The 26,056-nt window shown below is 72.2% G+C and carries 24 protein-coding genes and 1 tRNA gene; 4 read left to right on the forward strand and 21 right to left on the reverse strand.

Annotated elements, in window-relative coordinates; genetic code table 11:
- Window positions 1-28: 28 nt before the first annotated feature.
- The 20 genes from IPJ95_12990 to thrS all read right to left on the reverse strand — a co-directional run bounded on the left by IPJ95_12990 (window position 29) and on the right by thrS (window position 19,179).
- Entirely contained in the window at window positions 29-1,612 is a 1,584-nt protein-coding gene (locus IPJ95_12990) for an Ig-like domain-containing protein (protein MBK7924522.1), read from the reverse strand.
- A gap of 191 nt (window positions 1,613-1,803) precedes the next feature.
- Window positions 1,804-2,319, reverse strand: coding sequence for a cytochrome c (locus IPJ95_12995; protein MBK7924523.1), 516 nt, complete (start codon window positions 2,317-2,319; stop codon window positions 1,804-1,806).
- Window positions 2,320-2,618: 299 nt separating this feature from the next.
- Window positions 2,619-3,236 (reverse strand): hypothetical protein, encoded by a 618-nt coding sequence (locus IPJ95_13000; GenBank protein MBK7924524.1) that lies wholly within the window; start codon window positions 3,234-3,236, stop codon window positions 2,619-2,621.
- Between the two features lie 77 nt (window positions 3,237-3,313).
- Window positions 3,314-3,387: transfer RNA gene (locus IPJ95_13005), tRNA-Met, on the reverse strand.
- A gap of 27 nt (window positions 3,388-3,414) precedes the next feature.
- Window positions 3,415-3,705, reverse strand: a complete 291-nt coding sequence (locus IPJ95_13010) for a septum formation initiator family protein (GenBank protein MBK7924525.1) — start codon at window positions 3,703-3,705, stop codon at window positions 3,415-3,417.
- Window positions 3,702-4,982 (reverse strand): phosphopyruvate hydratase, encoded by a 1,281-nt coding sequence (gene eno, locus IPJ95_13015; GenBank protein ID MBK7924526.1) that lies wholly within the window; start codon window positions 4,980-4,982, stop codon window positions 3,702-3,704. The genes IPJ95_13010 and eno overlap by 4 nt, the downstream gene beginning before the upstream one ends.
- A gap of 93 nt (window positions 4,983-5,075) precedes the next feature.
- Window positions 5,076-5,789 carry a 1-acyl-sn-glycerol-3-phosphate acyltransferase gene (locus IPJ95_13020; protein ID MBK7924527.1) on the reverse strand — a complete coding sequence of 238 codons (714 nt, stop codon included), beginning with the start codon at window positions 5,787-5,789 and terminating at the stop codon, window positions 5,076-5,078.
- On the reverse strand, window positions 5,786-6,748 hold the full coding sequence (gene thiL, locus IPJ95_13025; GenBank protein MBK7924528.1) for a thiamine-phosphate kinase: 963 nt from the start codon (window positions 6,746-6,748) through the stop codon (window positions 5,786-5,788). Before thiL ends, IPJ95_13020 begins: the two co-directional genes overlap by 4 nt.
- Complete coding sequence (locus tag IPJ95_13030; protein ID MBK7924529.1) at window positions 6,745-8,334, reverse strand: hypothetical protein; 1,590 nt, start codon at window positions 8,332-8,334, stop codon at window positions 6,745-6,747. Before IPJ95_13030 ends, thiL begins: the two co-directional genes overlap by 4 nt.
- Window positions 8,328-9,887 carry an NAD(P)H-hydrate dehydratase gene (locus IPJ95_13035; protein ID MBK7924530.1) on the reverse strand — a complete coding sequence of 520 codons (1,560 nt, stop codon included), beginning with the start codon at window positions 9,885-9,887 and terminating at the stop codon, window positions 8,328-8,330. The genes IPJ95_13030 and IPJ95_13035 overlap by 7 nt, the downstream gene beginning before the upstream one ends.
- A 30-nt stretch (window positions 9,888-9,917) precedes the next feature.
- The gene (locus IPJ95_13040) at window positions 9,918-10,112 is read right to left on the reverse strand and encodes a hypothetical protein (GenBank protein ID MBK7924531.1); all 195 of its coding nucleotides are present in this window, start codon (window positions 10,110-10,112) and stop codon (window positions 9,918-9,920) included.
- 21 nt (window positions 10,113-10,133) lie between these two features.
- Complete coding sequence (locus tag IPJ95_13045; GenBank protein ID MBK7924532.1) at window positions 10,134-10,550, reverse strand: hypothetical protein; 417 nt, start codon at window positions 10,548-10,550, stop codon at window positions 10,134-10,136.
- A gap of 60 nt (window positions 10,551-10,610) precedes the next feature.
- Window positions 10,611-11,870 carry a serine hydroxymethyltransferase gene (locus IPJ95_13050; protein ID MBK7924533.1) on the reverse strand — a complete coding sequence of 420 codons (1,260 nt, stop codon included), beginning with the start codon at window positions 11,868-11,870 and terminating at the stop codon, window positions 10,611-10,613.
- Between the two features lie 11 nt (window positions 11,871-11,881).
- On the reverse strand, window positions 11,882-12,316 hold the full coding sequence (gene rpiB, locus IPJ95_13055; protein MBK7924534.1) for a ribose 5-phosphate isomerase B: 435 nt from the start codon (window positions 12,314-12,316) through the stop codon (window positions 11,882-11,884).
- A gap of 84 nt (window positions 12,317-12,400) precedes the next feature.
- The gene (locus IPJ95_13060) at window positions 12,401-13,456 is read right to left on the reverse strand and encodes a Glu/Leu/Phe/Val dehydrogenase (GenBank protein MBK7924535.1); all 1,056 of its coding nucleotides are present in this window, start codon (window positions 13,454-13,456) and stop codon (window positions 12,401-12,403) included.
- Window positions 13,457-13,499: 43 nt separating this feature from the next.
- Window positions 13,500-14,339, reverse strand: coding sequence for a 3-hydroxybutyryl-CoA dehydrogenase (locus tag IPJ95_13065; protein ID MBK7924536.1), 840 nt, complete (start codon window positions 14,337-14,339; stop codon window positions 13,500-13,502).
- Window positions 14,336-15,202, reverse strand: coding sequence for a CPBP family intramembrane metalloprotease (locus IPJ95_13070; protein MBK7924537.1), 867 nt, complete (start codon window positions 15,200-15,202; stop codon window positions 14,336-14,338). Before IPJ95_13070 ends, IPJ95_13065 begins: the two co-directional genes overlap by 4 nt.
- Window positions 15,199-15,786, reverse strand: coding sequence for a biotin transporter BioY (locus tag IPJ95_13075; protein ID MBK7924538.1), 588 nt, complete (start codon window positions 15,784-15,786; stop codon window positions 15,199-15,201). The genes IPJ95_13070 and IPJ95_13075 overlap by 4 nt, the downstream gene beginning before the upstream one ends.
- A gap of 5 nt (window positions 15,787-15,791) precedes the next feature.
- A complete protein-coding gene (locus tag IPJ95_13080) occupies window positions 15,792-16,979 on the reverse strand; it encodes a thiolase family protein (GenBank protein MBK7924539.1) in 1,188 nt (395 codons plus the stop codon).
- A gap of 166 nt (window positions 16,980-17,145) precedes the next feature.
- Window positions 17,146-19,179 carry a threonine--tRNA ligase gene (gene thrS, locus IPJ95_13085; protein MBK7924540.1) on the reverse strand — a complete coding sequence of 678 codons (2,034 nt, stop codon included), beginning with the start codon at window positions 19,177-19,179 and terminating at the stop codon, window positions 17,146-17,148.
- Between the two features lie 97 nt (window positions 19,180-19,276).
- Between thrS and IPJ95_13090 the strand changes: the two genes are divergently transcribed.
- From IPJ95_13090 to IPJ95_13105, 4 genes are read left to right on the forward strand one after another with little or no spacing between them, the layout of a single operon-like run.
- Window positions 19,277-19,711, forward strand: coding sequence for a BON domain-containing protein (locus tag IPJ95_13090; GenBank protein ID MBK7924541.1), 435 nt, complete (start codon window positions 19,277-19,279; stop codon window positions 19,709-19,711).
- The gene (locus tag IPJ95_13095; protein MBK7924542.1) at window positions 19,708-22,377 is read left to right on the forward strand and encodes a valine--tRNA ligase; all 2,670 of its coding nucleotides are present in this window, start codon (window positions 19,708-19,710) and stop codon (window positions 22,375-22,377) included. Before IPJ95_13090 ends, IPJ95_13095 begins: the two co-directional genes overlap by 4 nt.
- Window positions 22,368-23,678, forward strand: coding sequence for an Ig-like domain-containing protein (locus IPJ95_13100; protein MBK7924543.1), 1,311 nt, complete (start codon window positions 22,368-22,370; stop codon window positions 23,676-23,678). Before IPJ95_13095 ends, IPJ95_13100 begins: the two co-directional genes overlap by 10 nt.
- Window positions 23,675-25,030: an L-seryl-tRNA(Sec) selenium transferase gene (locus IPJ95_13105; GenBank protein ID MBK7924544.1), complete on the forward strand. Its 1,356-nt coding sequence runs from the start codon at window positions 23,675-23,677 to the stop codon at window positions 25,028-25,030. Before IPJ95_13100 ends, IPJ95_13105 begins: the two co-directional genes overlap by 4 nt.
- 72 nt (window positions 25,031-25,102) lie before the next feature.
- On the opposite strand, the gene IPJ95_13110 is transcribed toward IPJ95_13105, so the two are convergent.
- Complete coding sequence (locus tag IPJ95_13110) at window positions 25,103-25,975, reverse strand: hypothetical protein (GenBank protein MBK7924545.1); 873 nt, start codon at window positions 25,973-25,975, stop codon at window positions 25,103-25,105.
- Between the last annotated feature and the right edge of the window lie 81 nt (window positions 25,976-26,056).

The following is a 26,056-nucleotide window of genomic DNA, read 5'->3' on the forward strand; positions in this document are numbered from 1 at the left end:
TGCCCGCGCGGCCCCGGCCGGTCCCGGCTCAGGGGCAGGTGGCGCCGCTGATGAACCAGCAGCGCGCCACGGGCGACGTGGAGAAGAAATCGAGCAGCAGGCCGGCCACCTTCGCCTCCCCCTGGTCGGAGGGGTGGGTTCCGTCCGCCTCGAGGTCGGCCGGGAACCACTGCAACCCGTCGGAGCGCGCCGTGGTGCCGTTGGCCCAGAGGTACGGCCCCCAGCCCACCCAGGGGGCGGCACCGGTGCTGTAATTGAGGTTGCCCGCAACCGGGTTCACGATACTGCCGCCCGCCGCCATCTGCTGGACCTGCGCCTCAATCAGCCACTTTACCGAGAAGCCGCCCTCATAGGCGTATGGCTCCGGGTTGAGCGTGGTGGTGGCGTAGCCGGCGTAGATCCGGCTCGCCACGAAGACCAGCTTGAGGTTGGGGTAGCGGGTGCGCAGCGCCCGCAGGATCTGCCCGCCGTCGGTGAGGACCTGGAAGGCGTCGGCATCCGCCCGGGGCAGCGAGGAGGTCGGGTGCATGAGGGCGAGCTTGAGCCAGACCACCTGCACCTGCTTCTCGGTCACCCCCGCAGGCGTGAGCGCCGAGTCGAGGACCCGCTGGTATTCCGACCCGGCGGCCGAGACCCACACCTCGGCCGTCGAGCTGGAGTGCGCCCCGTTCACCACCTTCACCGTGCTCCGGCGCACCCCCTGGCTCTGGCCGGTGAAGGACCAGGCGTTGCACGGATCGCCGGCGAACTTGGTGCACCACTCCTGGGTGGCGTTGGACATGCCGATGGAGAGCAGCACCACCTTGCCGCTGGCGGAGGGAGTACCGGCGGCGTCGAGCGGCACCACCTGGTTGGCCAGCGCGACGCCGGCGGCCAGGTGGGCGGCGGGGAGGGCATTCGAACCCGGGTACAGCAGCCCGCTGAAGCCCTGGTAGCTGGCGCTTCCCAGGTCAGTCAGCGCCACCCGGCCGCCGTCGGCACGGGTGAAGGCACCACGGACCTTGACGGTGGCGGTGTCGGCGATCCCGTTGTAGCTCGCGATGATGCCGGTCGTGCCGTTGCTGACGCCCGTGACGAATCCCGCCTGGGTAACGGTGGCGACCGATGGATTGGCGCTGGTCCAGCTCACCGTCACCCCGGTGATGGGCTGCCCGCCGGCGTTCCGCACCTGCGCCCCGAGCTGCAGCACGCTGCCCCCGGCCACCGAATCCGCGCCCGGGGTGATCACCACGCTCCCGGCCGGCGCCGCCTGCACCAGGACGGCCGCGCCGCCGCTGATCCCGCTTGTCGTGGCCGAAATCGTGACCTGCCCCGCCGCGAGGCCGACGACCTGGCCGGTCGAGGTGACCGAGGCCAGCGTGCCGTTGCTGCTCTGCCAGGTGAAGGTCTTGCCCGCCAGGACGGTCCCGTCGGAGTCCCTGGCCACGGCGACCAGCTGGATGTGCCCGGACAGGAACACGGTGTCCGCCGCCGGTGAGACCTCGACCACGGCCACAGGCCCGGGGACGACCGGATCCTGGCGCGAGCTGGAGGCACAGGCACCCAGCAGGGCGAGGCCGAAGAGCGAGGGGTGGCGGGTGAGGCGGAGCAGCGTGCGGCAGGTCGCGTTCATGACATTCCCGGGGCCGGAGGCGGGGATAACCTATCTGGGTACCGGCACTTCCAGCGGTGATCGGCGGCACCCCCGCGCCAGGGTGCATTCTACCCGATGCCGCCCAGTGGGGCCACCCATGCGTCCCTCCAAGGCACGGGGGCCCGACCGATCCGGCCGGGCCCCCGGGGGAAGGCGCTGCGGGGAGCGGACTACTGGGCAGCCCGCTCCTGCGGCCGGCTGAGGAATGCCACGAGCGCGTCGACGTCCGCCGCAGCCAGGTCCAGGCGTGGCATGCGCAGGGTCCCTTCCCCGATGGGAGGCAGGCTCGCCGGGTTGGTGATCCGCTGCCTGACGTACGCGGCTTCGAGCGCCCGACCCGTCAGCTCAGGACCGAAGGCGTGGCTCTCGTTGGCCTGCCCGAACTCCTCGATGTCGCCGTTGAGGTGGCAGCTGGCGCACCCCTTGGCCACGAACAGCTGCCGGCCACGTTCCGCCGGGACAGCGGCGGCGAGTGACTCGCCGGCCCGCACCACGCGAATCGGCAGGAGCGTGAGCTCGGTCCGCCGCCCCCGGCCGAATCCCGACTCGACGGTCAGCAGCACCCGATCCCCCTGCGGCACCGTGAACGTGGCGGCGTACCGGCCCTTGGACCCGGTGGGCTCTGCCGCGATCCGGTTGGCCCCTGCCCGACGCTGCCCGGGCCGCAGCATCCGCCACCCGGACATGGGGGCTGAGCCCGTCGAGGAGGGTGACGCCGTGCTGCCGCACCGTGAATTCGAGCCGGTAGGTGGCGCCGGCCCGGAGCACCTCCGGAGGGTTCTCCACCGACACGACCGCCCAACCGCCCACCGCCCTCGCGGCGCCCAGCCCAAGGGCCGCCACCGCGGCCCACTTCCCGATCATCAGCATTGCGACCTCCCCTGAATTGTCCCGGTTGAGACCCCGCCCGCGTTACGCGGGAGCGAGGACCCCCATCGGATGCCACCCGGCCCGGATTGGTTTGGCTCGCGTGGGGGCCGGGAGGTCAGGGGGATGGGTCGGCGGTGACACCGGCCCCAATCGGCGGCACCGGTGGATGGGCCGGGACCGGGCAGCCGGGGGTATTCGGGTAGATGCAGCGCAGGCTCTCAGCAAACTGCAACGGCTGCGCCGCGCGCCACCGGGCGTAGGGCCCATACTTGGCCTCGGCCTGGGTGCGCAGCGACGCGGGCAGGCTGAGGAAGTAGTCGAGCGCGGCGTTCCAGGCGATCAGCTCCTCTTCCCCAAGCCGACGCGTGCCCGCGGCGGCGTTCCCGACGACGTGCACGATCTCGTGGGTCAGCCCCACCGCGAGGAGCACGGGGGTCAGGGTGTCGTTGTACAGGATGACCTGCTGGCCCCGGTGGTCGGTCAGGAAGTCGGGGGCGCGGCCGGCGGCGCGAGCCAGGTCGCTCGCGGCGTTGGCCTCGCGGCCGGAGGCGTCCGCAAAGACGATCGCATAACCCGAGGCCGCGTAGCGCTCGAGCACCGCGCGGCCCGCCGGAGACTGCAGCAGCACCCGCGCGGCGGCCACCAGACGCGGATGCCGGGCGAAGGTCACGGGGATCCGCGCGGCGGTATCCTGGCCCCCAAGCAGCCCCGGGAGGAGCAGAAGGCCGAGCATGCCAGCGGACATCGCCTGCCTCGGGATGGGGCGCGGGGGAACGCGAAGGGCCCGGACGGGAGTCCGGGCCCTGCGGATAGCTGGGGGCGGATTCGAACCGCCGACCCCGGCATTATGAGTGCCGTGCTCTAACCACCTGAGCTACCCAGCCTTGGGGCGGATATCCTACCCAGCGGACCTAGCGCCCGTCAAGGCTGTCGGGCTCGATCCGGTACAGGAACTCCCCCGGCCGGATCATCCCCATGTTCTCGCGGGCCAGGCGCTCCACCAGCCTTCGGTCCGACCCGAGCTGGCCCAGGTACCGGGTGAGCGAATCCACCTCGACCGTCAGCTGGTCGATCCTCGCCTGTTCCGCGCGCGTGTCGCGGCGCAGCGCCAGCCAGTCATGGATCGCGTATTCGCCGCCGAAGAGCGCCACCGCCAGCGCCGCCAGCAGGACGCCCAGGGTGGCCAGCCGGGCCCGGCTCACAGCGCGTAGAGGTCCCGCCCGGGATACTGGGCGATGTCCCCCAGCTCCTCCGCGATGCGGAGCAGCTGGTTGTACTTGGCGATCCGGTCGGTGCGGCTGGCACTGCCGGTCTTGATCTGCCCGGTCCCCACCGCCACGGCGAGGTCGGCGATGAAGGTGTCCTCGGTCTCGCCGGACCGGTGCGAGATGATGGACCCATAGCCCGCGGTCTTGGCCATCTCGATGCACTCGAGCGTCTCGGTCAGGGTGCCGATCTGGTTCACCTTGACCAGCACCGCGTTCCCGACCCCCTGCTCGATGCCGCGGGAGAGCCGGTCCACGTTGGTGACGAAGAGGTCATCGCCCACCAGCTGGCAGCGGTCGCCCAGCCGGTCGGTGAGCAGCTTCCACCCGTCCCAGTCGTCCTCGGCCAGCCCGTCCTCGATCGAGACGATCGGGTACCGGTCCACCCAGGCGGCGTAGAGGTCGACCATGCCGGAGGCGGGGCGCCGGCTGCCGTCGCCCTTCTTGAAGACATACTCCCCGTCCTGGAACAGCTCGGAAGCCGCCACGTCGAGGGCGATCGCGAGGTCGCGGCCGGGTTCGTAGCCGGCGGCCTGGATGGCCTCCATCACCACGTCGAGCGCCGCCTCGTTCGAGGGCAGCATCGGGGCGAATCCGCCCTCGTCGCCCACGGCGGTGGACAGCTTCATCCTGGTCAGGACCTTCTTGAGCGCGTGGAAGACTTCCACGCCCATGCGCAGCCCCTCGCCGAAGGTGTCGGCGCCGATGGGGACCACCATGAACTCCTGCGCATCCACGTTGTTCGACGCGTGGGCCCCGCCATTCAGGATGTTCATCATGGGCACCGGCAGCACCCGCGCCAGCGGCCCGCCCAGGTAGCGGTAGAGCGGCAGGCCGGCGTCCTGGGCCGCCGCCCGCGCCACGGCGAGCGAGACCGCCAGCATCGCGTTGGCGCCGAGGTGGCTCTTGTTGGGGGTGCCGTCCATGTCGAGCATCTCGAGGTCGATCGAGACCTGGTCCTCGGCGGCCATGCCCTCGAGCCGCGGCCCGATCACCTCGTTCACGTTCCGCACCGCCTCGAGCACACCCTTGCCCAGGTACCGCTTGGCGTCCCCGTCCCGCAATTCCACCGCCTCGTGCTCACCGGTGCTGGCGCCGCTCGGAACCGCGGCGCGCCCGGTGGCGCCGCTGGACAGGACGACCTCGGCCTCGACGGTGGGGTTGCCCCGGCTGTCGATGATCTCGCGACCGTGCACTTCGATGATGGTGGACATGGGACCTGGGGTTTGGGGGGGTCGGACCCTGCGACGGGGGGAACGTAAGCGGCAGCGGGGGCGTGCGCCAAGGGCGGCCGGCGGGGGCGCGACCTACTCCCGCGCACCGAGGGCGAGCATGGCGGACCGCACCCGCCCGGCCAGGGTATCCCGGTCGGCGTACGTCAGCCCGGCCGTCGGGATCAGTCCGCCCAGGCGGACGGTGATGGGCACCGGCCGCGGCCGGACGCTCCCGCGCGGGAGGGCCTCGTGACTCCCCAGGATGACCACCGGGACGACCGGCACCTGGGCCACGATGGCCAGCACGAACGGCCCCTTCTTGAACGGCAGCAGCCGGCCGTCGCGGCTCCGGGTCCCCTCGGGGAACACCAGGGCGGAGAATCCGCTCCGGATCACCCGGCCCGCCGCTTCGTAGGCGGAGACCGCCGAGCGGAGGTCACGCCGGTCGACTTCGATATGGCCTGCCGCGCGCATGGCCGGCCCGAAGAGGGGCACCCGCCCAAGTTCCTTCTTGGCCACGAAGCGCACCGACCCGGGCAGGAGCACCAGCAGCGCGAGGATGTCGAGCCACGACTGGTGGTTGGCGACGAACACGCAGGGGCCCATACCCTCGACCCGTTCCAGCCCCTCGCCTCGGAGGGTGATCCCGTTGATGCGGACCAGGTCACGGGCGTACTGCCGGGGCCCCTCGTCGAAGATGCCGCCCGGCGTGTACGGCTCCCCGCGCCCGGCCGCCAGCACGATGCGGGCGGCGTGATGTACCGTGCAGCAGCACATGCTGAGGATGTAGCGCAGCGCCGCGATCATGCGAAATGATCGTATCCGCCCAGTTGCACCGGCTGTCCGTCGAGCCGCAGCGTGACCCCCTTCCCTGCGGTCACCACGCCGACGCGCGTCAGCGGCAGCCCGCACCGCGCGGCCAGCTCGGCGCCCTCCGGGTCGGAGAACGCCGGCGGCAGCGCGGCGAGGAGCTCATAGTCCTCGCCGCCGGTGGCGGCGAACACGGCGGGTGGCTCGGCGGTCCCCGCCGCCTGGCGCACCGCCGCAGCGATCGGGATCCGCTCCAGGTCGAGCGTGATGGCCACCTGCGAGGCCGCGGCCAGGTGACGCACATCGCCGGCGAGGCCGTCGCTCAGGTCGATCATGGCGCGGGCCCCGGCCTCCGCGAGCGCCATTCCCAGCGCAATCCGCGGCACCGGGTGCGCGTAGGCCTCCCGCGCGGCGGATTCGGGCGCGGCACCGCGCCGCCACGCCACCAGCGCCGCCCGACTCAGGCCCGGGGTGCCGCTCAGCCAGATCCCATCGCCGGGACGGGCCCCGTTGCGCGGCACGGGGCGCGGGGCGCGTCCCACCACCGTGATGTCCACCAGCCAGTGCGGGCTCGCGCTCAGGTCACCGCCGAGCACCACGCCGCCCACGGAAGCCACGGCGGCCCCGACCCCCCGCATCAGCTCCACCAGCCGCACCTCGTCCACGCCGCGCGGCGCACCGACGCTCGCCAGGAGCCCCACCGGCGTGGCCCCCGCGGCCGCGAGGTCGGACAGCGCCCCCGCCGCCGCCCGCCAGCCGATCTCCTCGAAGCTCAGCCAGTCGGTCCGGAAGTGCACTCCCTCCACGGAGAGGTCGGCGCTCAGCACGACCTCTCCGCTCCCCGCCGGCAGGATGGCGCAATCGTCGCCGAGCCCGTGGGCCACCGGGCCCAGCGCGGCGGCGATCCGCCGGATCCGGTCGAACTCGCCCCCCGGGCCGAGCTGGGAGGTGATCATCGCCCCACCAGGTCGCGCCGGAAGCGGACCAGCCCGGCCTCGGTGGCCACCCAGAGGTAGTCGTCGTCCACCGCGAGGTCGTACACCCGGCCCGGCAGGTCGCCCGGCGTGGCGAGGGCGCGGCGGAGCGGCGTCGCCAGCGTGGCGAATCCCACCCCGCGCTCCCCGGCCACATAGAGCCCGCCGGCCCCATTGACCACCGTGTGCAGCTGCCCGAGCCCGGCCCCGAGCAGCGGCCCGGCGCTGTAGCGCCCGGTGCCCGGATCCCGCCAGAGCAGGCGGTCACGGGTGAGTGCCACCAGGGTGTCGCTTCGCCATGCGAGGTCGACAACCGGTGCCTGCAGGCTCAGGCCGTCCTGCAGCGCCTTCGGCTGCAACAGGTCCGGCTGCTCCGGCAGTGCCGCAAAGAGACCTCGATCGGTTCCCACCCACACGGTGTCGCCGGAGAGTTCCACCGCCGCGGCGGCCCCGGTGAACTCCGGGGCCAGTGTGCGCAGGCCCGTCGAGTCGTCCCAGCGTGCCACCCCATGCAGGGTCCCCACCGCGATTCTCCCCCGCCGCTGGGCCAGGTCGAGGACGCGCGCATCCGGCAGGCCGCGGGCTTCATCGAACACCCGGGCGTCCTCGTCACGCGGGTTGATCCGGACCAGCCCGTTGCCGGTCGCGAGCCACAACTCGGAGCCCCGCCCCACCATGCGCCGGGCCTCGGTGAACGGGAGGCCGCGGGCCGTGGGTCCCTGGAAGGAGCGGAACTGGCCGAGATCGCTGGCCACGAAGGTCAGCGCCGGATCGGCCCGCGCTGTACGGGGGGTGACCGCCCAGACACCCCCGTTCCCGGGGAACAGCGCTTCGACCCGCGCCGCGGGGAGGCCCAGCGGGAATCGCTCGGGGAGACCCGCCCCATCCGCGTAGTAGAGGAGGCCTACTCCATCGGTGCCGAGGAACCAGCCGAGCCCGAGGAATCCATCGGCCCGGGCGGCGGCGGTGAGCCGCACGTCGCGCAGGCGTCCCTCCACCCGGAGCGCCGCCGCCGACGCCTGGATGGCGGGCACCGTGCGGAGCACCTGTTCCGCCGTGGTGATCCTCACCGGTCGCTGGGGTGCGGCGCTCGAGGTCGCGAAGCCGCCGCGCTGCGCGACATACCAGCCACCGCTGGTGCGCAGGAACAGGCCGCTCGCGGGGAGCAGCGCGTCCAGGGCCGCGTCGGTGACCCGGCCGGGGACCGTGCCGTCCTCCCAGCTCTGGATGCCCGGATCGAAGCGAATCCAGCCGGAGGGGAGCACCATCCAGAGCGAACCGTCGAGCGGGTCGGCCAGGGCACCGGTGACGCCGGCGAGCAGGCCGTCGCCGGGGGGCTGCCAGGGACCGTTCCATCGGCGCGACTGGGGATCGAACTCCAGGATACCGGCCGGGCTGACCACGTAGACCCGGTCGCGGCTGCTGGCGAGGGCGTTGATCCGGCCCAGTTCGCCGATCACGGCGCGATCGGCGGGCGCCCACTCCCGGCCCTGGGCCTCAAGTCCGTCGGGCAGCAGCAGCAGGAACAGGAGCAGCGGCAACCCGGCCCGACCGCGGGAGGCTACCATCGCTGTGGTGCCTCGAGCTCGAGCAGGATCGGCGGGCGTGGGACGGCCGACGTGGTGCGCAGCACCTCCCAGGCGCGCCACAACTCCGGCAGCGCGGCGAGCACGTCCATCGGCCGCAGGGCGCGGGCGGTGACCCGCCGTGCCGCGTGCTCCGCCGCCCGCCCGAGCGCCAGCGCCGCCAGCGCGGCGGCGGCCGCGGGGTGCTGTACCTGGGCCAGGGCCGTGCCCGCCAGGCCGCTGAGGATGTCTCCGCTGCCGCCCGTGGCCAATCCGGGGTTCCCGGCGGCGATCGTCAGGGGAGCACCCTGGACATGTCCCACCACCGTCGGGACGCCCTTGAGCAGCACCGCGCACCCCGCCTGGGCAGCGGCTGCGGACGCGGCCGTCCAGGGGTCCGCCTCGAGACCCTCGCCCAGGTCGGGGAACAGCCGACGGAACTCGCCGATATGCGGGGTGAGGAGGGCGGGCCGCCCCGCCACCAGCCGGGCCAGGTCGGGGAGCGCATCAGCAAAGGCGTTGAGCGCATCGGCGTCGAGCACCAGCGGCGCCGGGGCGCTCGCCGTGGCGAGTGCGGCCACGAACTCCCGGCGCCCCGCTCCCCGGCCCAGCCCCGGCCCGATCACCACGGCATCCGCCTGCCCCAGGAGCGCGAGCAGCGCGGGGGCGAGTGGTGTGGTGAAGCCGTGGCGGAGGGTCTGCAGGTCCTGCTCCGCCGCCATGAGCGCATCGATGGTGGCGTCGGGCGCGACCGCATGCACCAGTCCGGCCCCGCCGGCGAACGCCGCCCGCGCCGCGAGGCGGAGCGCGCCGCTCATCCCGGCCTCGCCGCCGACCACCACGATGCGGCCCCGGTGCCCCTTGTGGTCCCGCGCCCCGAACCGATCCTGGGTGCGGGCCGCCTCCGCCTCGGTGAACAGGACCGGCCACGCGGGATCGGGGTCGGGGTGTCCGATGTCCACCACGATCACGCTGCCGCACTCCTCGCGGGCCAGCAGGTGGCCGCGGCGCAGGCCTCCGAAGGAGACCGACAACTCCGCGCGCACCAGCACCCCGTGGCTCGCGCCGGTGCCGAGGTCTACCCCGGTGGGGCCATCGATGGCGAGGATCGGGACGGCAAGGTCGTTGAGGCGCTCGACCAACGCCCGGATGGGGGGACGGAGGACGCCGCGGGCGCCGGTGCCGAGCAGGGCATCCACGGCTACCTGCGCCTGGGGCCAGGGGCCGTCGGGCTCGACGGTCCGGATGCCTTCCGCCTGGGCGCGGAGGGCCGCCCGCTGATTGAGGGAGGAGCGTTCACCCGGCGCCGGCGCCACGAAGACGGGCACGCCGAGTCGGTGCAGCGCCCGGGCCAGTACCCAGCCATCACCGCCGTTGTTGCCGGGGCCCACGGCCACGAGGACGCCGCCGCCGGTGCGGTGCCCGAAGCGCGCCGCCAGCACCTGGGCGGCGGCACGGCCGGCGGCATCCATCAGCGTCTCGAGCGCCATCCCGGCCTGCTCGGCCCGGTGGTCCCAGCGCGCGCTCTCGTCCGGCGAGAGGATGGGGAGAGACATGGCGACTGGCCCCGCCGCCCGGCCCCCGGGCTATTTCGTGGAGAAGCCGATCGCGCGGCCGATCGAGATCTCGCCGTTGTCGATCCGGAGGTTGAAGCCGCAATCCGGATTGGTGCACACCCACGCCTTGTAGGTGATGGGGGCACCGTCGCGGCCGTAGTCGGACAGCGGGATGAGCATTCCTTGCACGCACTTCCGGCATCCTGGCCATTCACGCATGTCCATCGTCCCTCTTCCGGGCTGGCGTCAGACCTCGTCCGGGCACGGGGCGCCTGCGGTCAGGGCGGCCACGCCCTCCCAGGCATAGGGTTCGCCGAACGCCTGGGCGAACTCGTAGACCGCCGCGAAGTCCTCCTCGCGGTCGGCCGGCTGCGTGGAGAGCAGGCCGGCCCGTACCAGGGTGAACACGATCCGCCCGAAATCGTCGGTGCGCCGCACGCCCCAGTACCCCAGGACGTCGGGCGCCAGCAGCCCGAACTGGCGCACCGCGAAATCGCGACAGGCCCACGACAACTCGGCCCCCGAAACATGCCGCCGTGCGGTCAACTGGGTCTGGAGGAACTCGATCGCCGCCAGCACGAACAGGTAGGCGCGTTCGTCGTACCGGCGATCGCCGGCGCGCAGGCGCGCCAGGACGTCAGGAGAGAACTGCACGTCAGGCATGGCGCGGGAGGGGGGCCCGGGTCATAGGCATCGGAATCCTAGGACCCGGACGCCGGGGGGTCAAGCGCGACGCGGAGCATAAAGGGGGAACGCTCGCGCCATGTCCCCGACCTCGCCCTTGACGCGGGCGATCGTGGCGTCGTCCCGGCGGGTGAGCACCTCGTCGATGAGGCGCGCAATCCGGCGGAACTCGGCCGGGCCCATGCCCCGGGTGGAAAGCGCGGGCGTGCCCAGGCGGATCCCGCTGGTCACGAAGGGCGACTGCGGGTCATCGGGAATGGTGTTCTTGTTGACCGTGATCCCTGCCCGGCCGAGCAGCGCCTCGGCCTCCTTGCCGGTGAGGCCCTTGGGCCGCAGGTCCACCAGCATCAGGTGGGTGTCGGTGCCCCCCGAGACGATCGCGAAGCCGCACTCGATCATGGCCTCGGCGAGCACCCGGGCATTCTCCACCACCTGCCGCGCGTAACGCTTGAAATCCGGCGTCAGGTTCTCACCGAAGGCCACCGCCTTGGCGGCGATCACGTGCTCGAGCGGCCCGCCCTGGGTGCCGGGGAAGACCGACTTGTTGACCGCCGCGGCCAGCTCCTGGATGCACAGGATGATGCCGCCGCGCGGACCCCGCAGCGTCTTGTGCGTGGTGCTGGTCACCACCTGCGCGTGCGGCACCGGCGAGGGATGGACCCCGCCGGCCACCAGCCCGGCAAAATGCGCCATGTCCACCAGCAGCGAGGCGCCCACCTCGTCGGCGATGGAGCGCATGGCGGCGAAATCGATGATGCGCGCGTAGGCACTCCCGCCGGCGATCAGGATCTTCGGGCGCTCGGCCCGCGCCTGGTCGCGGATCTGGTCGTAGTCCATCCGGCCGGTGGCCGGGTTCACCCCGTATTGGACCGCCCGCCAGACCGCGCCGCTGTGGTTCACCGCGGCGCCATGGGAAAGGTGGCCGCCGTGCGGCAGCGCCAGGCCCATGATGGTCTCGCCCGGCTTGGCCAAGGCCATGAAGGCCGCGAAGTTGGCCTGCGCCCCGGAGTGCGGCTGCACGTTGGCGTGGTCCGCGCCGAAGACCTGCTTGGCCCGGTCGATGGCGAGTTGCTCCACCTTGTCCACCACTTCGCACCCGCCATAGTACCGCTTGCCAGGGTACCCCTCGGCGTACTTGTTGGTGAGCGGCGTCCCCATCGCGTCGATGACGGCGCGGCTGGCGAAGTTCTCGCTGGCGATGAGCTCGAGGCCGTACTGCTGGCGGTGCAGCTCCCCGTCGATCAGTCGCGCGATCTCGGGATCGGCGTGGCGGAGCGAGGCGTTGTGGTCCAGCGGCATGACGTCTCCCTTCAGGGTTCGATCTTCTCCACCCGGCGCTGGTGGCGGCCACCCTCGAACGGGGTGTCCAGCCACGCGCGCAGGATGTCGAGCCCGTCCTGCTCGCTCACGAAGCGGGCGGGCAGCACGAGGATGTTGGCATCGTTGTGGGCCCGCGCCAGCCGGGCCACGTCCGGGGTCCAGGCCACCGCCGCCCGCACCCCCTGGTGCCGATTGGCGGCATACGCCATCCCCAGCCCCGTCCCGCAGAGCAGGATGCCCCGCGCAACCTCGCCCCGCTCCACCCGTGCTGCAACGGGATGCGCGTAGTCGGGATAGTCGGTGCTGTCGGCGGAGTGGGTACCGAGGTCGAGCGGCGCGTAGCCCAGCGCGGCCAGTTCCTGCTTGAGCCGCTCCTTGAGGGCAAAGCCGGCGTGGTCGGCGCCAATCGGGATGACTTCAGGCATGGGGAAGTGTATAAAAATTCAAGTGGTTTTGTAAGGGGCAGGAACCCGGGGCGGCCAGGCCGCCCCGCCCTGCCCCGGGGCGCGCTACACCCGGATCCCGGCGATCGTTCCCACCCCGCGGATGCGGGCCTCGGCCACGTGATCGGCCGCCTGGTAGGTCGGGATCTTCTGCTCCCGCGCGGTGGCGTAGATGCTGAGCAGCGTGTCGTAGATCTGGGCCGCCTTCCGCTTGGCGCGGTCGTGGTCCCAGCCCATCAGCTCCCCATACACGTTGATCACCCCGCCACCATTGATGACGTAGTCGGGGGCGTACAGCAGGCCCCGCCGCTCGCACTCGTCGCCGTGCCGTTCCTCGGCCAGCTGGTTGTTGGCGCCACCCGCGATGACCTCCACCTTGAGCCGCGTGAGGGTATCATCGTTCACGGTGGCCCCCAGGGCGTTGGGGGAGTAGATGTCGGCGGGCACGTCATAGATCTTCTCGGGCGCCACCGCCTCGGCCCCGGTGGCCTGCACCACCCGCTTCACCTTTTCGGCGTCGATGTCCGTCACCGTCAGCTTGGCGCCCTCGGCGTGCAGGTGCTCGCACAGCGTCCGGGCCACGTTGCCGCAGCCCTGGACCAGCACCTTCTTGCCCGCCAGGCTGTCGGAGCCCCAGCGCACCTTGGCCGTCGCCTTCATGCCCACGTAGACCCCGTACGCCGTCACCGGGGACGGATCGCCCGATCGCCCGTGCAGGCCGGCCACGCTGCTGGTCTCCATGCGGACGTATTCCATGTCGGCGGGGCTGGTCCCGACGTCCTCGGCGGTGATGTAGCGGCCCTTGAGGGACTCGATGAACCGGCCGTGCGCCCGGAACACCGCCTCCCGGTCCTTCCGCTTGTTGTCCCCGACGATCACCGACTTGCCGCCGCCCAGGTTGAGGCCCGCCACCGCGGACTTGTAGCTCATCCCCCGCGCTAGCCGCAGCGCGTCGGTGATGGCCTCCTCGGTGGACCCGTAGTGCCAGAAGCGGGTGCCGCCCAGGGCGGGCCCCAGGGTGGTGTCGTGGATCGCGATGATGCCGTAGTAGCCGGACGACGGCTCGTGGCAGAGCACCAGCTGTTCGTGATTGTATGCCGCCATCGCCTTGAACGTGTCCATACACTCCTCAGGGAAGATCCCGCGGGTCCCGGCGCACCGGGGCCTAGTACGTGTAGAAGCCGCGTCCCGACTTCCGGCCCAGCTGGCCGGCCGCCACCATCCGCCGCAGCAGCGGACAGGGGCGATACTTGTCATCGCCCAGCCCCCGGTGCAGCACCTCCAGGATGGCGAGGCAGGTGTCGAGCCCGATCAGGTCCGCCAGCATGAGCGGTCCCATCGGGTGGGCCATCCCGAGCTTCATCACCGTGTCCACCGCCTCCGGCGTGGCCACCCCCTCCATCACGCAGAAGATCGCCTCGTTGATCATCGGCATGAGCACCCGGTTGCTGACAAACCCGGGGTAGTCGTTCACCTCCACCGGCGTCTTGCCCAGCGCCGTGGCGAGTTCCATGACCGCCCTGGTCGTCGCCTCGCTGGTGGCCTGCCCCCGGATGACCTCGACCAGCGCCATGACCGGCACCGGGTTCATGAAGTGCATCCCGATCACCAGCTCGGGCCGCCGGGTCTTCGCCGCGATCTCGGTGATGGAGATCGAGCTGGTGTTGGTGGCGAGGATCACCCCGGGCGCGCAGGCGGCGTCGAGCTGGCGGAAGATCTCGAACTTGAGCGTGGGATTCTCGGTGGCCGCCTCGATGGCAAGCTCCGCGTCGCGGGCGGCGTCCACGGTGGTGGCGACCGCGATCCGCGCGGCGGCCGCCGACGCGGCGTCCGGCGTCACGCTGCCCTTCTTCACCAGGCGGGCCAGGCTCCCCTGCACCGCCGCCAGGCCCTTCTCCAGCGCCGTGGCCGACACATCCACCAGCGTCACCGCATGGCCCTGCATCGCGAACACCTGGGCGATGCCGTTGCCCATGGTCCCCGCGCCGATCACCGCGACCTTCATGCGAGCTGCTCCTTCCGGCTCCAGCGCCAGGCGGCCGCCGTGGCGAGGACGATCGCGACGGTCGCGAGCATCCCGCCCTCGGGGCCGAAGGTCCCGCCGGTCAGCCACGGCGGGCCGCCCGGCTCGTAGTTGATGAGGGGAATCGGGAACGGCAGTCCGCTCACCGGCGCGTCCAGCGCCGCGAGGGTGGCGTTCCAGCCCAGGTGCGCGCCCCAGGCCGCCCAGAGGCCGCCCGGGGTGTAGAACGCGGCGCCCAGAAAGACACCGGCCAGCCCGATGTTGATCAGGCCAAGCGGCGTGGTGTTCGGGTTGTACGCGTGTGCCAGCGCGAAGAGCCCGGAGAGCACCAGCAGCGCCGGTGCTCGGCCGACGACCCGGGCCAGCAGCACCTGGCTCACCCCGCGGAACATCACTTCCTCGACCAGCGCGGCGGGGGCGAGCAGCAGGGTGGTGCGGAGGATGGCGCCAAGGTAGTCGGCGGTGGTGCCGCTGTCGTCGAGGACCCGCGCGCCGCCGACCACGAGCGAGAGGCCGAGGGCCAGCGCCGCCGGGGCCCACCCGACGAGAAGCCCGAGCCCGAAGCCGCGGGCCGCCCCCGTCGGGACCGCGTAGCGCAGCTCGGCGAGGGTGAGCCCGAGATACCGTACGCCGAGGCCCCAGGTCAGCAGGCCGAAGGCGAGCAGCCCGGCCACCGACTGCACCAGGATCAGCCGGGCCGTGCCCAGGCCTCCGAGGCCCCCCGTCAGGAACGCCCCGACGGCGTAGAACGCCATCATCAGGACGAAGCCGACCACCAGGAAAAGGATGGCCCAGCCGACCGCCCGCGGGGCGGAGAGCGGCTGGGGCACCGGGGCTGCGGTCACGCGCGCAGGCGGAGCACGTGGTGGCCGCGCCAGAGCACCAGCCCGGCGAGCGCAACCTTGAGGAGGTCCTGGACCAGGAACGGCAGGGTGCCGAGCTGTGCGGCCTGCGCCGGGTTGCCGGAGAGCACCGCGAGCTGGGCCCAGCCGCCGAGGTGGATCACCACCATGCCCGTGAGGGCGCCGAGCACCGAGCGCACCAGGCGGCCCCGCTCGGCCAGCCGGCCCACCACCACCGCGGCCAGCGGCATGGCCAGCAGGTAGCCGCCGGTCGGGCCGAAGAGCCGGGCCAGCCCCTGCGGCCCGATCGGTGCGAAGACCGGGGCGCCGAAGGCACCCGCCACGAGATAGAGGAGGAGCGCTCCCGCGCCGGCAGCGGCACCGAACATCCCGCCGACCAGCAGCACGGCGAGGGGTTGCAGCGTCATGGGCACCGGCGAGAACGGCACCGGGATGGCCACCTGGGCCGACAGGGCCACCACCGCGGCCCCCGCGGCGAGGGTCGCGGGCCAGGCCAGCGGCACCCGCGAGCGCCGGCTGGGGGCGCTGAGGGGGGCGGAGGGGCGGCGCACGGCGGGAGAGGTCATCGGGGTCAGATCCTTTCGACCGAGAGGGCCACGGCGTTGCCGCCGCCGAGGCAGAGTGTGGCGAGACCGGTGGCCTGCTGCCGGTCACGCAGCGCGTACAGGAGGGTGGTGAGGACGCGGGCGCCGCTGGCGCCGATCGGGTGGCCCAGCGCCACGGCGCCCCCGTGCACGTTGACCCGGCCCCAGTCCCAGCCGAGGGCCCGGCCGTCGGCCAGCGCCTGGACCGCAAAGGCCTCGTTGGCCTCGATGAGGTCGTAGGCGCCGATGCTGGTCCCGGTCTTCCGCATCAGGTTCTGGACCGCGAGGATCGGAGCAAAGAAGAGCTCCTTCGGCTCCCCGCCACCCGTCGCGTAGCCGGTGACGCGCGCCATCGGCGCGAGACCATGTGCCCGGGCAAAGGCCAGCGAAGTCACGACCAGTGCGCTGGCCCCATCGTTGAGGCCGGGCGCATTTCCGGCGGTCACGGTGCCCTCCTTGCGGAAGGCGGGCTTGAGCCGGGCCAGCGACTCGAGGCTGGTGTCCTTCCGCGGCGATTCATCCACCGTCACGGTCGTACTCCCACCCTTCCCGGCGATCTCCACCGGGACGATCTCGGCCTGGAACTTCCCCGCGGCCTGCGCGGCCAGCGCCTTCTGGTGACTGGCCACGGCGAAGGCATCCTGGTCGGCGCGGCTCACCGCAGCCTTCTCCGCGGTGTATTCCGCGTACTCGCCCATGTGGTTCTGGCCGAAGGAGTCCCACAGCCCATCGTGGATCATGCCGTCGCTGATGGTCTGGTTGCCGGCCTTCACGCCGTTGCGGTACCCGAAGAGATAGTGCGGGGCCGAGGACATCGATTCCTGCCCGCCGGCCACCACGCACTGGGCATCGCCGGCCTTGATGGCCTGGGCCGCCAGCATCACCGCCTTGAGGCCCGAGCCGCAGACCTTGTTGATGGTGAGCGCGGGGATCGTGGCGGGCAGCCCGGCGTGGATCATCGCCTGGCGGGCGGGGGCCTGACCGGTGCCACCCTGGACCACCTGGCCCATGATCACGTCGTCGATGGCGGCGGGATCGATCCCGGCGCGGGCCACCGCCTCGCGGATGGCGCGGGCCCCGAGCTGCGGGGCCGACAGGCTCGCGAGCCCGCCCAGAAACTTGCCGATCGGGGTCCGGCAGGCGGAGAGGATGACTGGCGTGGTGGCGTCGGACACGGCTTCCGCTGGGAGTGAGGGGTGACGCGGCGGGCCCACGGCGAGCCCGCCAACGGGCGGAAGTATAGAAGGTGCGCGGGCTTAGGGGCAGCGGGCCGGGTGGCATTGCATAGTCATGCACCCGCCGGCACCGGCCGGACCGGGGGCCAGCCCGGACCCGCCGGCGTCAGAGCGTCAGGCGCCGGTCCAGGATCGCCGCCTGCAGGCGGGTGCTGAACTCCGCGACCGGGATGATCTCCTGCTTGTTCCCCGCCCCGCGGGTCCGGACCGCCACGGTCCCGGCCTCGGCCTCGCGCTGTCCCACCACGGCCATGTACGGCACCTTGCCGATCTCGCCCTCACGGATCCGGTAGTTGAGGGTCTGGCTGCCGGCATCGAGGGTGGACCGGATCCCGGCCGCCCGCAGGGTCCGGTGCACCCGCTCGGCCGCCTCCGCCTGCTGGTCGGAGATGGGGAGCACCCGCACCTGCTCCGGCGAGAGCCAGAGCGGGAAGGCACCGGCGAAGTGCTCGATCAGGATGGCGATGAACCGCTCGAAGGAGCCGTTCACGGCGCGGTGGATGATCACGGGCCGGTGCTCGTGATTGTCCTCGCCCACGTAGTGCAGGTTGAAGCGCTCCGGCGCGGCGTAGTCGAGCTGGATGGTGCCCAGCTGCCACTTCCGGCCGATCGAGTCGGCCACGTCGAAGTCGATCTTCGGACCGTAGAAGGCGCCGTCGCCCTCCTTGAGCTCGTAGGGCAGCCCGGTGGCCTCGAGGGCGGCACGCAGCGCCCCCTCGGCCCGGTCCCACATGGCGTCGTCACCGATCCGCTGCTCCGGCCGGGTGGCGAACTTGAGCGTCGCCTCCAGGCCGAAGGTGGTGTAATAGGCCAGGATGAAGGCGGTCAGCCGGCGCACCTCCTCCGGAATCTGCGATTCCATGAGGTAGATGTGGCAGTCGTCCTGGGCGAACTGGCGCACCCGGGTGAGCCCCGACAGCGCCCCGCTCACCTCGTTGCGGTGCAGCACGTCATAGGTGCTGTAGCGGATCGGCAGTTCCTTGTAGCTGTGCTTGCCGGTGCCGTAGAGCAGGTGGTGGCTCGGGCAGTTCATCGGCTTGAGGGACATGTCCTGCTCGCCCGTCTCGTTGTTGTGGACGAGGAACATGTTCTCCTTGTACTTGCCCCAGTGGCCCGAGATCTCCCACAGCCCCTTGTTGTAGAGCAGCGGGGTGCGGATCTCCTGGTAGCCCTCCTGCTGCAGCTCCCGCATGTACTGGTTGAGCGTGTTGTACAGCGAGGTGCCCCGCTCGGTCCAGAAGGCGGCGCCCGGCGCAAACGGGTGGAACAGGAACAGGTCCAGCTCCCGGCCGAGCTTGCGGTGGTCGCGCTTCTTCGCCTCCTCGAGCCGGTGGGTGTAGGCCTCGAGCTCCTCCTTCTTGAACCAGGCGGTGCCGTAGATGCGCTGCAGCATCTGGCGCCGGCTGTCGCCGCGCCAGTAGGCGCCGGCGGCGGAGAGCAGCTTGAAGTGCTTGAGCCTCCCCGTGTTCGGGATGTGGGGGCCGCGGCAGAGGTCCACGAAGGGGCCATCGGTGTAGACGCTGATGGTCTCGTCGGCGCCCAGGTCGGCGATCCGCTCCAGCTTGAGCGGGTCGTCCTTGAAGCGGACGTTGGCCTCGTCGCGGCTCACCTCTTCCCGCACGAAGGCGTAGTCCTTCGCGGCCACCTCGGCCATCTTCTTCTCGATGGCCTCGAGGTCCTCGGGGGTGAAGGGCCGCTCGACCTCGAAGTCGTAGTAGAAGCCGTCCTCGATGGGCGGGCCGAAGCCGATCGCCGCCCGCGGGAAGAGCTCGCGCACCGCCGTGGCCAGGATGTGCGCGGCCGAGTGGCGGAGCACCTCCAGGGCGTCGGCATCCTTCTCGGTCAGGATCGCGAAGCGCGCGTCCTGGGTGAGCGGGCGGTCGAGGTCGCGGATCTGGCCGTCGACCCGGGCGGCGAGGGCGGCGCGGGCGAGCCCGGCGCCGATGGACTGGGCGACCTGGCGGCTGGTGGTGCCCTGCGGGACCTCGCGGACGCTGCCGTCCGGGAGGGTCAGGCGAACCGTGCTCACGGCGACTCCGTGACGGCAGGCGCCGGCCGGATCACCGGCGCGACGCGGGGAGAATAGAGGAAGTAGGCGACGAGGCAGGCCGAGAACAGCAGCCCGAGCACCACCCACCATCCGAGATCGCCTGAGGGCGTCCGCTCATTTTCCAGAGGCATGGTGTTAACTTAATCGCTCACCGTTTTCACGCGTAAGTCACAGGTAAGACACAGAGATGCGCCACCGTTCCTCCGCCTCCGAACTGCTCGCCTGGATGCTGGTCGGCACCGCCGTGGGAGTGGCCGCCGGCTTTGCCCTCGGTGAGTGGCTGGGGCCCGTCGGACGCCGTCCCGCCTCGCGCGCCGTGCCAGAGGGCGCCGACCCCGAGGCCGAGCCGCTGCCCCGTCCCGGCGCTGCCGAGACCACCCGCCGCGCCCAGACGGCGCTGGCGCAGGAGCCGGCCCTGCGCGACCTCGAACTGACCCCGATCGCCGTCAGCCCCGGGGTGGTGGAGCTGCACGGCTGGGTGCCGAGCCGGGGCCTGCGGGCCCGCGCGGCCCGGGCCGTGGCCGCCGCGCCCGGCATCGACACGCTGGTGAACTGCCTCCTCGTGCACGGCGAGGACGATACCCTTCTCGACACCCCCGACGTGGCCGACCTGCCCGCATGACCGACCCGACCAGCCTGCCGCCGCAATACAACCCCGCCGCCATCGAAGCCGACCTGTACCGGTCCTGGCTCGCGGCCGGTGCCTTCGCCCCCGCCGACCACGCGACCGCCCCGCCCTACGTGATCATGATGCCGCCGCCCAACGTGACGGCGGTGCTCCATATGGGTCATGGGCTCAACAACACGGTGCAGGACGTGCTGGTCCGCTTCGAGCGGATGCGCGGCCGGCCCGCCCTCTGGCTCCCGGGCACCGACCACGCCGGCATCGCCACCCAGAACGTGGTGGAGAAGCTGGTGGCCCGGGAGGGGAAGACCCGCTTCGACCTGGGCCGCGAGGAATTCGTGCGCCGGGTGTGGGCCTTCGTGGACCAGACCGGCAGCACCATCCTCGACCAGCTCAAGGCCATCGGCTCGAGCGCGGACTGGTCGCGCACCTACTTCACGCTGGACGAGGACCTCTCGCGGGCGGTGCGCGAGGTGTTCGTGCGGCTGCACGAGAAGGGGCTCATCTACCGAGGCAAGTACATCATCAACTGGTGCCCGCGGTGCCTCACCGCGCTCTCCAATGAGGAGGCGGAAAAGGAGGAGACCGACGGCCGGATCTGGCGGCTCCGCTATCCGCTCGCTGACGGGAGCGGCCACCTGACGGTGGCCACCACGCGTCCCGAGACCATGCTCGGCGACACCGCGGTGGCGGTGCACCCCGAGGACGAGCGCTACGCGCACCTCATCGGCCGGACGGTGCGGTTGCCGCTGGTGGACCGCGAGATCCCGATCGTGGCCGACCTGGCGATCGACCGCGAGTTCGGCACCGGCGCGGTGAAGGTGACGCCGGCCCACGATCCGGTGGACTTCGAGATCGGGCAGCGGCACGGCCTCCCCGCCATCGACATCATGACCCCCGAGGCCCGGATGGCGGAGACCGTCCCCGAGCGGTTCCAGGGGCTCGACCGCTTCGAGGCTCGCAAGCAGGTGGTGCGGGAGTTCGAGGCGCTCGGCCTGCTGGAGCAGGTCGACAACCACCGGCACGCCGTGGGGCACTGCTACCGCTGCGATACCGTGGTGGAGCCGCGGCTCTCCGACCAGTGGTTCGTGCGGATGAAGCCGCTCGCCGAGCCGGCGCTCCAGGCCTACACCGACGGCCGGCTCCGCTTCATCCCGGAGCGCCGGGGCGAGGAGTACGCCAACTGGATGGGGAACATCCGGGACTGGTGCATCTCCCGGCAGCTCTGGTGGGGCCACCGGATCCCGGTGTGGTACTGCGACGCGTGCGGCGCGACCCTCGTGAGCCGCACCGACGTGACCCGGTGCCACTGTGGCGGCGCCGTGCGCCAGGACGAGGACGTCCTCGACACCTGGTTCTCCAGCTGGCTGGTGCCCTTCTCGTCCCTCGGCTGGCCGGACCGCACCGACGACCTGCGCCGCTTCTACCCCGGCTCGGTGCTGGTCACCGCGCCGGAGATCCTGTTCTTCTGGGTCGCCCGCATGGTGATGGCGGGCTGCGAGTTCATGGGCGACATCCCGTTCCACACGGTGTACCTCCATGGCACCGTGCGCGACACCCAGCACCGGAAGATGTCCAAGTCGCTGGGCAACGGGATCGACCCGATCGAGGTGGTGGAGAAGTTCGGCGCCGACGCCCTGCGGTACACGGTGATCGCCGGCATGGCGGTCGGCACCGACGTCATCCTCGACCCGGACGACCTCGAGACCTCGTTCGCCCCCGGGCGCAACTTCGCCAACAAGGTGTGGAACGCCGGCCGGTTCATCCTCACCAACCTGGGCGACTCGTCGACCCGGCCCCTTGCGGGCCCGTATCCCGACGTCGTGCGGGCGGACGAACTGGGGCTGGCCGACCGGTGGATCATCGCCCGGTGCGACGCCATGGTGCGCGAGGCCACCACCAACTACGAGAAGTTCCGGCTGAATGAGGCGGCCTCGGCGGTGTACCACTTCCTGTGGAGCGACCTCGCCGACTGGTACCTCGAGCAGGCCAAGCCGCGGCTCTACGGCAGCGAGCCAGGCGGGGACGTGGCCCGGGCCGTCATCGGCCGCACTTTCGAGGTGGCGCTCGCGGTGCTGCACCCGATCATGCCGTTCGTCACCGAGACGCTGTGGGGCCGGTTCCCCGGCCGCACCGCGGACGCCACGCTCTCCCGCTCCGCATGGCCGCGCCCCGACGCCCGGGCCGCCGCGCCCGGCGCCGAACGCGGCTTTGCCCTAGTGCAGGAACTGGTCGGCGCCATCCGCCAGATCCGCGCGGAGTATGGCGTGGAGCCGGGCAAGTCGGTCAACGTGCGGGTGAGCCGGGCCCACGAGGCGTTCCGCCAGGAGGAGGGGTGCATCCGCCGCCTGGCCAAGGTGGGCAGCCTGAGCTTCGGCGCCGCGCTCCCGGAGCCCGGGGCCAACGCGGTGCTCGCGGACGGGACGTCGCTGTACATCGCCCTCGGCGACCTGGTGGACGTGCAGAAGGAGTGCGAGCGCCTGGGGACCGAAGCCGCACGCCTGGCCCAGCTGATCGAGGGGCAGCGGAAGAAGCTCGGCAACGAGCAGTTCGTGAGCCGGGCCCCCGCCAGCGTGGTGCAGCACGAGCGGGAAAAGCTCGCCTCGCTGGAGCAGCAGCTGGCCGCCCTCTCCGAGAAGCGGGAGCAGCTCGGATGCCGCTGACCCGCCGCGGCGTGACCGCGTTCGCCCTCCTCGGGATCATCGCCTGCGCCCGCATCGGCTCTCCGTCGGGCGGGCCGGATGACAAGGTGGCACCGCAGATCCTGTCCACGCGTCCCGAGAGCACCGGCGCCTACCCGGCCTGGCACCAGGACGTCGAGTTCACGTTCGACGAGGTGGTCTCCGAGGGCTCGTCGGCCAGCATGGGCCTCGGCACCGGCGACCTCGAGAAGCTGATCCTGCTCTCCCCCAGCGCCGGCGTGCCGGTGGTGCGCTGGAAGCGGGACCGGATCACCGTCCGGCCGCGCGAGGGCTGGAAGCCGAACCGTGTGTACCGCGTGGAGCTGCTGCCCGGCATCGTGGACCTGCGCCGCAACAAGAGCGACACCACGGTGGTGCTCACCTTCAGCACCGGCGGCGAGCCGCCGACCGACACGTTGCGCGGGCTCGCCATCGACTGGGTCAGCGGCAAGCCGGCCCGCCAGGCGCTCATCGAGCTCGTGCTGCTGCCGGACAGCCTGGTGTACCGCGCCGTGGCCGACAGCGGTGGCCGGTTCGCGCTGGGCCCGCTCCCCAAGGGCGCGTGGCGCGCCTTCGGCGCCATCGACCAGAACCGCAACCTCCGGCGCGACCGCCGGGAGAGCTTTGATTCGGTGGAGGTGCCGGCCGGCACCGGCGCCGTGGCCCCGCTCTGGCTCATCCCGCGCGACACGCTCGGCCCCCGGCTGACCGGCCTGGCGCCGTCCGACAGCCTCAGTGCGGTGGCCACCTTCTCCCAGCCGCTCGACCCCACCCAGCCCTTCGACAGCCTCGACGCCACCCTGCGGCTGCAGTCGGATTCCAGCGTGGTGCCGTTCCGCTCGCTGCTACCCAAGCCGCTGGACGACAGCCTGCAGGCCCAGCGCCGGCAGCAGGAGGATTCGCTGCGCGCCGCCCGGGACACCACGCCACGGGACTCCACCGCGAACCGCCCGGTGCCACCGCGCAACACACCCGGACCGGACCTCCGCCCGCGCGACCCGGGCGGCAGCCACGACCCCGTCACCGACTCCATCATCGCCACGCGACCGGCGCTCTTCGACAAGCTGGTGCTGCGGGTGGATTCCGCCTTCCGGGCCGACACCAAGTACGTCCTGGAGATCCGGCGCATCCGCAGTGCCGCCGGTGTCACCGGTGAGGCGAGGAACGTGCTGGTCATCCCCAAGCCCCCGCCGCCCAAGCCCGCCCCCGCCGACAGCGTCGCGGCCGACTCCACCAAGCCGGCCGTCGCCCCGGCCCCGGCGCCCGCGCCCGCCAGGCCGTGACCGATCCGCGCCGCGACCTCCCGTCGGTGGACCGGCTGCTCCGGGACCCGGGAATCGTGGCCCTGCTGGAACGGGCGCCACGGAATGCGGTGGTGGCGGCGGCGCGCGCGGCGGTGGAGGCGGTGCGGGCCGGCCGCGGCGGCCCGCCGACGGACTGGGCCGAGGAGGTCGCGGAGCGGCTGGCCGGGGAGATCCTCCCGTCCCTCCGCCCGCTGCTCAACGCCACCGGCGTGGTGCTCCACACCAATCTCGGCCGCGCCCCGCTCGGCGCCGCCGCGCTCGCGGCGGTGGCCGGCGTGGCGGGCGGATACAGCGCGCTGGAATACGACCTGGCTACCGGTGCCCGGGGGCACCGCGGCGACCACTGCCGCACGCTGCTCGCGGAGCTGAGCGGCGCGGACGATGGCCTGGCCGTGAACAACGCCGCGGCCGCCCTGGTGCTGGCGCTCCGTGCCCTCGCCGCCGGCGGGCGGGTGCTCATCTCCCGGGGCGAACTGATCGAGATCGGCGGCTCGTTCCGGATCCCGGAGATCATGGAGCAGAGCGGCGCGGTGCTGGCCGAAGTGGGCACCACCAACCGCACCCACCTGGGCGACTACGCCCGGGCGCTCCCCGGGGCGGCGGTGATCCTCACCGTCCATCGCTCGAACTTCGAACAGCGCGGCTTCGTGACCTCGCCGCCGCCGGCCGAGCTTGCCACGCTGGCGCGTGACGCCGGCATCCCCTACCTCCACGACGTGGGGAGCGGGCTCCTCGCCGACCTTGCGCCCTGGGGCCTCACCAGCGAGCCCCGGGTACCGGACGCCGTGGCCGCCGGCGCCGACCTCGTGCTCTTCTCCGGAGACAAGCTGCTCGGCGGGCCGCAGGCGGGATGCATGGTGGGACGCCGGGAGCTGGTGGCGCGTTGCCGGGACCATCCGCTGGCCCGTGCGCTGCGGGCCGACAAGATGACGCTCGCAGCGCTGGAGGCCACGCTGGCGCTCTACCGCGATCCGGGCGCCGCGCGCACCGGGATCCCAGTGCTTGCCATGCTCACGGCGGCGCCGGCCGACCTCGCGGCGCGTGCCGATCGGCTGGTGGCGCAGCTGCCCCCCGAGGTCCGGGCCTGCGCGGTCGCTGGCGAATCGGCGGTGGGGGGTGGGGCGTTTCCCGGCGCGGTGCTCCCCACCACGATCGTGGCGCTCGATGCCGGGGCGCTCGGCGCCCACGGGCTCGCGGTCCGGCTCCGGCTCGGCGACCCGCCGCTCATCGCGCGGGTGGAGCACGACCGCGTGCTGTTCGACCCGCGCACCCTCCCGCCGGACGAGGACGCGCGAGTGGCAGCGGCCGTCCACGCGGCGCTGGCCGGCTAGGCCGGCCCCGAACGCACGCGGGGCGGCCGGGAGGTGATCCCGGCCGCCCCGCCCACCTGCGCGTGACCCGACTCAGAACGTCAGGACGGCCACCGTGTCGTTGGGCATCCCGCTCGAGCTTCCCACGAACGAGCCGGTGTAGACCTGCGGGCTGGCGCCCTGCTGCTGCACCGTGACCACCCAGTCGGTCTGGGCCACGCCGCAATCGGACCAGTAGTCCAGGTAGATCGTGTAGCTGCCGTTCGGCGCGCCACCGGTGGGCCAGTAGATGTTCTCGTTGCTGACGTAGGCCTGGGAGCCGTCCGGCAGGGTGTTCTTGCTGCAGGCGGCGTTCGCGTCGAGGTCGAGGTTCCCGCCGCTCGGCACGGTCTTGTTGCCGAAGTAGAGATGCCCCCCGTCCGGATCGACGATGTGCAGGTCGACGTCGGCGGTGTCGGTCCAGGCCACGCTCACCTGGATGTCGCCGGTGCCGATCTGCAGGATCCGCATCAGCTGCCGCGCGGTCTGGAACACCCCGGCGCCATCGCCGGCCGCGTAGTTGAAGTAGAACTGCCCGGCGGTGGCCGAGGTCGAGAGCCCCACCAGCACGCCCTGCGCGGTCTGGCCCGCGGGCAGGGTGAGTTCGTAGTAGTCGGTGAGCCCTTCCACCGAGAAGATCACCCGGGTGAACAGGGTCGGCGAGGTGATGTTCTGCGGCGAGCTGCCGCCGTTGATCACCACGGCGATGCCGGAGACCTTGGTGGAATCGGCGGTGCTGGCCGTCGGGGGCGCGCCGCGATGGAGGACGGCGTGGACCGTGCCGCTCTGGTCGGTCACGCCGGTGATGAAGTCCTCGATGCTGAAGCCGGTGTTCGGCTTGAGGCCCGCTTCACAGGAGGTCAGCAGGGCCAGCGCCAAGCCGAGGCCGGCGGCCCGACGGCGCGCGGAAATGGGGAGTGCGATCATCGAAAACCTCGAGCTCCAAGGATGGGGATCGAACCTGCCCTCCCAGCGGGGGCAATCACGGGGCCAGCGGGAGCCACCCGG

It is taken from the genome of Gemmatimonadota bacterium (genome assembly GCA_016713785.1).
GTDB lineage: Bacteria > Gemmatimonadota > Gemmatimonadetes > Gemmatimonadales > GWC2-71-9 > JADJOM01.

What these genes read in the sequence shown, in the direction of transcription:
- IPJ95_12990 (MBK7924522.1), bottom strand. Translation starts at nt 1,612, where the DNA reads ATGAACGCGACCTGCCGCACGCTGCTCCGCCTCACCCGCCACCCCTCG.
- IPJ95_12995 (MBK7924523.1), bottom strand. Translation starts at nt 2,319, where the DNA reads ATGTCCGGGTGGCGGATGCTGCGGCCCGGGCAGCGTCGGGCAGGGGCC.
- IPJ95_13000 (MBK7924524.1), bottom strand. Translation starts at nt 3,236, where the DNA reads ATGCTCGGCCTTCTGCTCCTCCCGGGGCTGCTTGGGGGCCAGGATACC.
- eno (MBK7924526.1), bottom strand. Translation starts at nt 4,982, where the DNA reads ATGTCCACCATCATCGAAGTGCACGGTCGCGAGATCATCGACAGCCGG.
- IPJ95_13020 (MBK7924527.1), bottom strand. Translation starts at nt 5,789, where the DNA reads ATGATCGCGGCGCTGCGCTACATCCTCAGCATGTGCTGCTGCACGGTA.
- thiL (MBK7924528.1), bottom strand. Translation starts at nt 6,748, where the DNA reads ATGATCACCTCCCAGCTCGGCCCGGGGGGCGAGTTCGACCGGATCCGG.
- IPJ95_13030 (MBK7924529.1), bottom strand. Translation starts at nt 8,334, where the DNA reads ATGGTAGCCTCCCGCGGTCGGGCCGGGTTGCCGCTGCTCCTGTTCCTG.
- IPJ95_13035 (MBK7924530.1), bottom strand. Translation starts at nt 9,887, where the DNA reads ATGTCTCTCCCCATCCTCTCGCCGGACGAGAGCGCGCGCTGGGACCAC.
- IPJ95_13040 (MBK7924531.1), bottom strand. Translation starts at nt 10,112, where the DNA reads ATGGACATGCGTGAATGGCCAGGATGCCGGAAGTGCGTGCAAGGAATG.
- IPJ95_13045 (MBK7924532.1), bottom strand. Translation starts at nt 10,550, where the DNA reads ATGCCTGACGTGCAGTTCTCTCCTGACGTCCTGGCGCGCCTGCGCGCC.
- IPJ95_13050 (MBK7924533.1), bottom strand. Translation starts at nt 11,870, where the DNA reads ATGCCGCTGGACCACAACGCCTCGCTCCGCCACGCCGATCCCGAGATC.
- rpiB (MBK7924534.1), bottom strand. Translation starts at nt 12,316, where the DNA reads ATGCCTGAAGTCATCCCGATTGGCGCCGACCACGCCGGCTTTGCCCTC.
- IPJ95_13060 (MBK7924535.1), bottom strand. Translation starts at nt 13,456, where the DNA reads ATGGACACGTTCAAGGCGATGGCGGCATACAATCACGAACAGCTGGTG.
- IPJ95_13065 (MBK7924536.1), bottom strand. Translation starts at nt 14,339, where the DNA reads ATGAAGGTCGCGGTGATCGGCGCGGGGACCATGGGCAACGGCATCGCC.
- IPJ95_13075 (MBK7924538.1), bottom strand. Translation starts at nt 15,786, where the DNA reads ATGACCTCTCCCGCCGTGCGCCGCCCCTCCGCCCCCCTCAGCGCCCCC.
- thrS (MBK7924540.1), bottom strand. Translation starts at nt 19,179, where the DNA reads ATGGTGGGTGGTGCTCGGGCTGCTGTTCTCGGCCTGCCTCGTCGCCTA.
- IPJ95_13090 (MBK7924541.1), top strand. Translation starts at nt 19,277, where the DNA reads ATGCGCCACCGTTCCTCCGCCTCCGAACTGCTCGCCTGGATGCTGGTC.
- IPJ95_13095 (MBK7924542.1), top strand. Translation starts at nt 19,708, where the DNA reads ATGACCGACCCGACCAGCCTGCCGCCGCAATACAACCCCGCCGCCATC.
- IPJ95_13100 (MBK7924543.1), top strand. Translation starts at nt 22,368, where the DNA reads ATGCCGCTGACCCGCCGCGGCGTGACCGCGTTCGCCCTCCTCGGGATC.
- IPJ95_13110 (MBK7924545.1), bottom strand. Translation starts at nt 25,975, where the DNA reads ATGATCGCACTCCCCATTTCCGCGCGCCGTCGGGCCGCCGGCCTCGGC.